Origin of the sequence: Methanobrevibacter sp. UBA188, from assembly GCF_905234905.1 — an archaeon.
Classification (GTDB): domain Archaea; phylum Methanobacteriota; class Methanobacteria; order Methanobacteriales; family Methanobacteriaceae; genus Methanocatella.
Window position 1 is genome coordinate 1 of sequence record NZ_CAJOJM010000047.1, and the last position, 10,728, is coordinate 10,728.

Genomic DNA, 10,728 nt, shown 5'->3' on the forward strand with positions numbered 1-10,728 from the left:
AACAGTTTTCGTCTCTCCAAAAGCATAACATCTCTTAAAAGTACAATCAATAATTTGGGAGTTATATTTCGCCTGTGCTGAAATTGCGCCTGCAAGACCCCCTCTAGTGCAGTTTATAAATTTACAATTGGAAATTATAAAAGGACACTGCCCATCAGCAATTATAGCTCCTCCGTCTCCACGTAAAAAATTAATATTTTTTATTTCAATTTTTCGAATGGAACTCACATACTTTAAATTAAAAGCATTATTATATCCAAGAGTAATGGTATGTCCCTTACCATCAATTACAATGCTTTTAGTTATTTCAATAGGTTTTACAGCCCCTAAAAACCCATAATCCTTATCCAAAGTTATTGTTGAACCATCTTTAGCAGCAAGAATCATATTATTCAATTCATCACGGGTTCCTACTTTTGAAGCGGACAACTTATCATTTACATTGCTACTGGAAAGCAAGTTCCCCAAGACAGCATCCTGTCCATCAGAAACATTTTCTCCAACAGCCACACCAAGTGTAGTATTTTTATCACCAACATCATTACTGGAAAGCAAGTTCCCAGAGACAACACCTTGTCCCTCAGAAACATTTTTTCCAGCAAACATATCATTATCATATTCATTAATCTCTTCGCCACCCACATCAATAACATTAATGTTATCAAAATTAGAATTTTCTATTGATGTTTGATTTTCACTTGCCGATACACAAGCTAACGACAAGAAACAAAGAATTAATGAAATTAAGACCATCCTCTTAAAATTCATATTTAACACGTCGAAAATATATTATATTAATATATATAATTTTTAGATTAAATTATTTATTAAGTTATATACTTAATGTATAGCATTATATTACTTCACACCACCCACATAGGACATCATATATGTTTTCGTCAAAAAAGTCTTAAAAAACATTCATAAATTATCTATTAAAAGAAAAATAAGAGTATTACAAGACTAAAAATAAAAAAAAAGAATACCTATCAAAATTACAGACAAAACCCTAAAAAAGAAAAAGAAAAATAGAGAAGTTGATCTCTATTTTTTAACTGTAATTTTTTTGTTTACTACATCTTTACCATAAGTAACTTTGTAGATGTATTTTTTGCCAACTTTAAGTTTTTTGAGAACATTATTTTTGATTTTGAATGTTGCTATAGCTTTTTTGTTGGTTTTTGCTTTATATTTTTTACCGTTGAATTTCAAAGTTATTTTTTTACCTTTTTGCACTTTTTTAGCAACTGTTTTTAGTTTTACTTTGATTTTCAGGTATTTTGCTGATTTTTTAACTTTGAGGTTTTTAGCAACGATGATACTATTGACTTTAATCTTTTTAGATAATTTTATATCTTTATAGGACATTGTAATAGTATATTTGGTTTTTTTAGGTTTTACCTTAGGTAATTTGAGAGTTGCATAACCTTTGGAGTTAGTTAAACGTTTGTATGTCTTTTTGTTGAATTTGAAAGTCACATACTGTTTAACAACAGCTTTTCCGTCGATTGTTACGCGTACTTTGTATTTGTATGCATTTGTATATGCTATTTTAATATTTTTAGCTGTGAGTTTAGGTTTTGGAATCTTTGCAGTAGTGTTATTCATTAAGTAATTGTACTTATCATCACCTGAGTAGGTGACATTTACGCTATAATTTCCATATGCTAAACTTGGCACATTAACAATTGCAGTACCATTTTCAACAGAGGCAAAGTAATCTATACCATTAATGCTTATTACAACATAGCCTTTTGCGTCGTTAGGTAAGGTTATATTGAATTTCGGTGATTTAGAACCAACAGCAAGAGTGACCTTAATAGATGTACTGTTAGCAGGAACATCCACTTTAGAAACACTCACAATAGAAGTCTTAGTGATTGATGCATATTTAGCATCACCGGAATATTTAACTTCAACAGTATGATTACCTGCAGTCAATTCAGGTATAGTCACTTTTGCACTACCATTGGTTACAGGAGCACTGGAAACCTCTTTACCGCCAACTAAAACAAATACAGTACCAGCAGCATCACCAGGTAAAGCCACATCAACGACGGAACTTTCACCAGGAACAATATCTGGAAGTGTAATATTAATGTCAGGTTTTGCAGGAGTGCTGATTGTGAAGTCAGATGAAGTTACATTTGTATTAAATCTGGAATCTCCCATATAAGTAGCAATTACAGTATAATTTCCATCTTCCAATACATCTTCAAAGACTGCTTTACCTTCAATTACATCAACATATAAAGAATACTCTTCAGCACCAGTTACTTCAAATTTAACGATACCTGTAGCTTTAGAATCAACTTCAACAGTGAATGTAACAATGTTCTCATTACCGATAACATCCACATCCAATGAAATAGTAGTGTTTTCCTTAGCAACATCCACAACAGTAAACGGAATGCTTGTAACATTATTCACATAATTCACATTAACATAACCAACATCAGCAGAGTAATTTCCAGCATTTAATGCAATTGTAGTCACTCCGATGCCGTTTAAAACATGAATACGGAGTTTTTTACCTGAAATATTAACAGTATACGCTCCATCAACATCAGCAACAACAACAATTGTTGAATTTTCAAGGTATACTCCATCATCACCGAATACGAGAATATTATTTACAGCCTTATTGACAGTAATTGTTAAACTGTCTCTTGCAGGAGCATAATTCGAATCACCAGAATAATTGGCATAAACCACATAAGATCCGACATCCAGACCAGATAAAACAAATGATTCACCGACATTTAAAACCTTAATCACTTTTCCATCAGCAAAGAAATAAGTAATGTTACCAGTAGCGTCAGCAGGAAGACTTTGAGTAACATTTATTGAATTTCCATAAGTTATGTTACTTTCATTAGCAACAATATTGAAATTAGTTCCAGACCGAGTAACTTCAAAAGCGCTTTTATTAACATTGGCATTATAATTATCACTGCCATTAAATATTACAGAGGCAGTATAATTTCCAACATTTAAAATACCCACATTAAAAGCACCAACACCATTCAAAACAGTCACAAGAATAGTATTATTACCAATAACAACACCATACTCACCATCAACACTGGCAAACACATTACCATCAACATCAGCAGAATAAACCTTATCTAAAACCACAACGCTTAAATTAACATCAGCCTTATATACGACAAATGAACTGCCAGTCATATTAATGTCATAGTTATCATCAGTATAATTGACATGAGCAGTGTAATTTCCTGCATCAAGATTAATCATGACATTTCCATAACCATTCCTTACGCCAACAAGCAATTGCTGATTGCCTACATTAACAGAGAACATGCCATCAATATCAGAAATTACATTAATAACACTTAACTCACCATACACATTATCTTCAACAACTACAGTAATGTTAATGCTTCTTTTTAAAACTCTGAATGATTTTGAATCGGCACTTTTACTAATATTAAATGTTTCCAGATTTGTAACGGTTACAGTATAATTTCCAACATTCAAATTAGGAATCAGAAGTGCATCAGAAGTTACATTATTCTCATAGACAACTTCACCATCTATATTTTGGATTCTGACATTTACAACAGTTTTATTTTCAACATCAAACTCAATTAAAACTGCATCTTCATAATAAATATCAGAGACATTATTCAGTTTAACAGTAGAATTGAATTTATACACGCAGAACTCTTCAGATGATGAATTTCCAATTACATTTTCAGTGCCATAATTAGTAACAATAACTGTATAATTGCCCGGAATCAAATCACTGACAATGACTGGAGAACTAGTTATGTTCTCATCATAAACAATAGCTCCAACATCATTTTTAATTATAATATTTACGGTTGTAGCATTAACAACATAAAAGTAGACTTCCAAATCATCGCCATATACAATTGAATCCACAAGAATTTCAACATAGGAAGGAGCCTTTATAATTTCAAAACTACCGTTAACCTTATTTCCACTGATATTGGAATTGCCCAGATTTGTAAACTCAAAAGTATAGTTTCCAACTGTTAAATTTCTATAAATAAAGAAATAATAACCCAAATAAGCTTCTTCAGTCAAATTAGACATATCCTCTGGAAGTTCACTAATTTCATCGAAATTTTTATCAAAAATGACATTTCCTTCGCAATCATAAATGCAGATGTTTAATAATGTTTCATTTTCCACATCATAATCCAATCTGAAAGGCATTCCATAATATGTTACATTTGAATAATCGAATTCAATTAATGAACCGACTTTCAATACGTAAAATGTTTTAGTGTCGTTGCTAGGGTTGAAATTATTGGAACCTGAATTATAAACTTCTACAGTGTATTTGCCTGCAGCCAAATTTGAAAGATCAAAATAGCTTTCATCAGTATCATTCCTATAAATAATATTACTGTTTTCATCCTTTACGATAACAGTAACATTTGTAGCGTTGATTACATCAAAGTAAATTTCAATGTCCTCTCCGTAATACACATCACCAATGTCCTCTATTTCAACAGATGAATTTGCAGGTAGGACAAAGAATGTTTTTGAATCCTGACTGGTGAAAACATTCTCAGTTCCCATATTAACCACAGTAATTTGATAGGAACCCGCATCCAAATCAAGACTAATAGTCGAGTTTGTAATAGTGAAATTATCTACTTCACCACTTTCCAAATCAACAACAGTCACAGTAACATTGGTTAAATTATCAACATCATAACTGATTGCAACATTACCATAAACATATTCTGTTTTATTATCTAAAATTATGGATGAATTAACTTTTAAAACATTGAATGAAGCATAATCACCACTAGGATTATAATTCCTGTCTATGATATTGGTTAATGTTACTGCATATGAACCTACAGGCAAATTATTTATGGTAAATAAATTTCCTTCAACGACGTCGTTGATAATAAACTCCTTGGTATCAATATTATAAATTGAAGCAACAACACTGGTTCTGTTTTCAACAGTGAAATTAATAATTATATCTTTTCCGTAATAAGTGTCGAGTATCTTTTCGAGAGTTAATGAAGAACCTGCTCTATTAACTCTGAAATCTGAAGCAACACTGCTTGAGCGATAAAATTCATTTTCTAAAGTACTGATTACTACATTATAAAATCCTGTTCCTAAATTAGGAATAGAAACGTTAGTGCCATTTACAGTTTCATTGAATACCACTTCAGAGTTAAGGGTAACTGTGACCAGAACTGCAGTACTGTTTTCAAACTCAAATCCGATGTTTGAATCTTCACCATAGGTTACATCTCCGATACGTGTAATTACAACGGATGAATTATATTTTAACACATTAACTATTAGTGAGTCAACAGTACAGTTTTCAAATGATTTTTCGTTTATGTCTGGAATAACAAGCCATGATCCATTTGTCAATACCCATAAATACTCATATGCATCAATATAAAAATCAGCAAGATATAATTCATCGTTGATTTTGAAATTGAACTCATCAACCAAAATAATGTTGTTATTGTCATCATATATTGTAGCATTTAATAAAATCACATCGCCAACCATACGATTTAAATTAACCTCATCCAAACGGGCAAAAGTCTTTGAAATAATAGTGCCATTGTTGAAAATGTAATCGGATTCGGAAAGGCTATTGTTATTCAAGTAAACGGTTGAACCCTCTAAAATACTGATAGATCCATTATTTTTATTATTGAATTTGCAATTGCTTATATTAACATTTTCACACTCACCTAATGCAATAATACCGTAATCAGGACTATGGATTCTATTAAATAACGAATTGGCAATAGTTAATTTGTTTATGTCATATCCCATTATTGAATTTCCAGAATTATCTATAAATTCACAACCCTCAACAACATGATTTGAACCTTCCAGATATAGCGAATACATTTTGGCACGAGTGAAATTTGAATTCCTTACAGTTAAATTAGAACCAAAATAATTTAATGCAGAGTAAGTGTTATTGACTGTGATATTGCTTATCAGTCCATTGTCTCCAAACCATTCGATGGCACCTATTGCATCACATAAATTAATATTCATTAATGTGACATTGTCTGCGGATACCTCGAATATGCCAGATTGGCCCATTCCGTTAACATCAAATCCGTTTCCGTTAATTGTCACTGCCTTATCTATTGGAATGCCAGCAATATAATCAGCATCATAATAATAAAACTTATAGTCCTTTGTGAGATTAACAACACCACCGGATTTGGTCTTGTTAATCAAATCATACAATGCATAGAAGGAATCATCATCATAAATTACTTCAAATTCATGCTTTAATGTAACATTTTCATATTTGGCATAAATTTCATCATAATAAGGACCAATGGCTTCAAATGAAACATAAATTATTCCATCATGGAGACTGTCTGAAGTGACATTGATGTTTCCACCATCAGCAATAAAACTGAATGCAAATAGGTTGAGTCCATTATATGTTGAATTTGATGTTGAATTGAAGTCGTATAAGTTAGTCAGATTCAAAGTAAGTGTTGCATTTTTACCAGCTGCAATAACTGTTGAATTAGAATTGAAAGTTGCAAATAACGTATTATCCAAAATAACATTGCTGCTGACATTGGCTTTTTTATTGAAATTGTCTGCGGTATTTCCCCACCAGTTGTAATTTGCATTTAATGAATCTAAAGCATAGATAACCACATCAAAGTTATTCAATAAAATTGAGTTCCTGATTGTAATATTTTTGCCTCCAGCATATATTGCGCTGCCGTTAATGCCATTACCGTTGATTAGAGAGACATTTTCCAAAACAACATCGTCGGCCAAAATATTAAAGATACGAGAGTTGTTTTTACCGTCAATGATGAAGCCATTTCCGTTGATAGTTATGGATTTATTGATTTTTATTCCATTCGGATTATCAATTTCCAGATAGAACTCATAATTATTAGTTAAGTTAAGGACATTTCCTTTCATATGGTCTATTTCATATTGCAAGGCATAAAATGAATCGCTAGGGTGGTCAACTACATTATATTTAATTCCATATGTTTCATAGGAATATTTTGGTAGATTTGCTAAAACAACAACATTGGCCTCACCATAATCGTCAGGAACATATGTAACCTTAACAGGAACATTGCCTAAAATAAAAGAATCAGTGCTGAAGTTGCCATTATCTGATATTAAGCTTAAATTAAGCTTAAAGTCACCAGAATAATCTGAAACTGTTCCTTTTCTTGCATCATATGATTTCAACGTGAAAGTAATGTTATTTTTAGAATTGATATAAGTTTCGTTTTTACCATATTCGATGTCTAAGAATAACCAGCCATTCAATGTTACCCTTGGACCAACAGAAGGTCCCTTATCCAAATTATCAACAGTATGTCCAAACCAGTTATTATAAGCTTTTAGACGACCGTCAACAGCCGTATTCTGAGATGAATCAAATACTTTACTGTCAGTATTCTCAACAAAAATGGAGTCATGAACATTAAGATAACCATGGCCTGATGAATATACTGTGGATTTTCCATTATGATTTCTCATGAAAATGGAGTCGTGTAAATCCACATCCTTACGTTCAAGGTTCATTGTACAAACTGCACTTCCCTGACCATTTGCAGTATTGTCATAAAATTCTGCGCTGATACTCTTATCACGTTCAACTGTTGATATGGAGTGAGTTATGTAAATTGCACCACCATCCTTGGAAGCCCTGTTATTTTGATAGATTCCTGTAAAGTTACCGGATGGATTAAAAGCATAAACTGCACCACCAAAAGCAGCAGCATTTGAATCAAAAACACCATCCATGGATAATATTGGAAGGGCAAGAGCCGCAGCTGCACAAATTGCACCCCCAGTGTTTCCTGCGGAATTTTTTGTGAAATTACCTTTAATATGATATCTATTCACATCAATTAGATATATTGCACCTCCGTCTGATGCTCTATTATTTGTAAAAGTACCTGTTATGTTGGAAAATATTTTGCTTTCATAATATCCCCTATAATGAATTGCACCGCCTTTTTCACTGGCAGTATTGTTTTTAAAGATAGATGACTCTATATTTATAGGATTATAGGATTTAAGATAAATTGCACCACCATTTTTCGCAGAATTGTTTTCGAATCTACAGGAATCAATAGACAAAGAAGTTTGAGATGATGTTTGAATCGCACCACCATTATCGGCATTACCATTAGCAAATGTGATATTATTCAAAACAACCTTATGTCCATCTATATTAAAGATTCTTGCCCATCCATCACCATCGATAACATGGTTATTACCGTTGATTGTCAAATCTTTATTAATGTAAATACCCTCCATCAACATATAATCGGACATCACAGAAAAAGTATAATCCCTAGTGAGATTTATAACATCACCAGAATTGCTAATCAGATGCTTAAGGTCTGTGAAAGAACCTTCATAGTACTGATTAAGAGAGATTACATGGCTGAATAGTTCATAATCGATTTCGACAGGCATTTCACCATCGAAACTTGAAGTATACACCACATTTCCCTCATTATTGGTCAGCATAATTGAATCGGAGCTGAGTGTCCCTCCTTCTTCCAACAGGCTAACGCCAAATTTCATGTTTCTGAATCGTGATAACGGAACCCCTTGTCTTGAGTTCAAATCATATGAGTAAAACTTAAGAGTGATATTTGAACTGTCTCCTACCGGAATATCATAGAGAGAAGGTGTGATATTCAGATAAAGCAAACTCTTAACAGGGAACACCCGGAGCAGGCCATAATTCTTTAATATATCATTATTTGTACCGCCAAACCAATTGTTCTCAATGTTAGCTGAAATATTCCACCTTAGTGATTCACCCTCTGGCTTAGAAATATAATTTGATGTTGAATTGGTTAACAATATGGAATTTGTGAGATTTAATCTGCTGCTAGCTTGAAGATAAATGAAACATCCCTCCATACCAGAATTGGAATTAATGAAAATGCAATCTCTAATTACAGTATTAATACCCATTACAATCAAAGAGCCCCCATTTTCATCAGCCGTATTGTTAATGAAAGTGGAATTGGTTATTGTAAGCACTTTTCCAACCAGATTAATCGCACCCCCCTCAAATTTTGCTGAACAATTAATGAACCTGCAGTTATTGACTGACATATTATTTATATAACCCCAAATGGCTGAACCCCATTTTGATTTACTATTAACAATGTTCAAATTATTTATGTCCACATTAGGACGATTACTCATAAAAAAGACTCCACCACCATTTTTTGAATCCAAAGTAAAACCGTTACCATTAATCACTAGGTCTTTTGAAATAGTTACGGCCATGTCACCGTCGATAGATTTGTCACGAGTATAATTATGAGCCAGATTTAAAACTCTATTTTGACAATTGTTAACAACAACCTGAAGAGCGGTGAATGAATAGGGATTTGTCTTGAACTTTAAAGTGATTTTTGCACCATAACAATCCACAGTAAGAGAAGATGTATTTTTAAAAGGATCTGTCAGGAATTTAAAAGAGGATTTGCCGTTTGCCAAATAAAGCTTATCAGAAACCACCTTTACATTTACTCCACTTACACCATAACTAATCGCCGGATTACTAAATGGAGGTAATTTACTGTCAGATGTAGGAGAATCACGCATATATTTCATGCTTAAATCAATGGTGGATTCCTGCCCATCGTGGTAATTTTTATCCATAGATGTGGCAACCAGATACAAATTTTCCCTATTATTAAGGTTAACTGCTTTACCTTTGAGCTTGGCCAAATCGTAATACCTGTTATCCATAGTATTTCCAAACCAATTGTTTGCAATATTTATCTCTTTGGTAGACCAGACATCATAATTGCTGTTTTTTAAAAAAGTAGAAAATTTAACTGAACATCCTTTATTGTCACAATACACTGCATTAGGCTGTTCGACAAATGCACAATCCACTATGGTTGAAGATTTAGAATCAAGATATATTCCTCCACCATATTTCTTAACCTGATTTTTGGTGAACAGACATCCTTTAAAATTAAGGGATTTGCAATTGGATGAAGCATACACTGCACCACCCTCCTTTGAAGCACCATTACCTGTAAAATTACAATATGAAATATGTCCAACAATAATTCCCTCATCAAAATATATTGCTCCACCATATTTACAGTAATGTTTATTGCTATTATATCCGTTATTGTTGAATGTACACCTGGTTATTTGAATACCCGTGTCGCCAATCTTGGAATCTGAACTTATAAATATTGCACCACCTTTTTGCTTTACGCTATCATCCACATAGTTAGAATTAAAAACACAGTCCTCAATTCTAACATCATTAGCATACATTGATATTGCGCCTCCAAAACGTCCAGCAGAATTTTCATTGAATGTGCATCCCTTAACTAAAGCACCAGATCCACCCTTAAGATAAATGGCACCACCATGCTCATAAGACTGCATACATTCAGCTCTTCCTGCATGATTTTTAACAAAAACACAATCAAGTATTTGACATTTACCATATGCCCTTATTGCACCACCACTTCCAGCCGAACAATCTTCAAATCTACAAGATTTAACAGTGACCAAATCAGAAATTAAAATTGCACCACCATCACTAGATGCAGTAGATGTCATAGTGGCAGAGGTTTCCCATCTAACAGTTTTCGTCTCTCCAAAAGCATAACATCTCTTAAAAGTACAATCAATAATTTGGGAGTTATATTTCGCCTGTGCTGAAATTGCGCCTGCAAGACC

At 32.9% G+C, this 10,728-nt stretch carries 2 protein-coding genes; both read right to left on the bottom strand.

Annotated elements, in window-relative coordinates:
• Positions 1-768, bottom strand: a 768-nt coding sequence (locus QZ143_RS08175; RefSeq protein WP_292883020.1) for a hypothetical protein, incomplete at its 3' end; no start/stop codon positions are given.
• Positions 769-1,044: 276 nt separating this feature from the next.
• On the bottom strand, positions 1,045-10,713 hold the full coding sequence (locus QZ143_RS08180) for an Ig-like domain repeat protein (RefSeq protein WP_292883023.1): 9,669 nt from the start codon (positions 10,711-10,713) through the stop codon (positions 1,045-1,047).
• Positions 10,714-10,728: the final 15 nt, after the last annotated feature.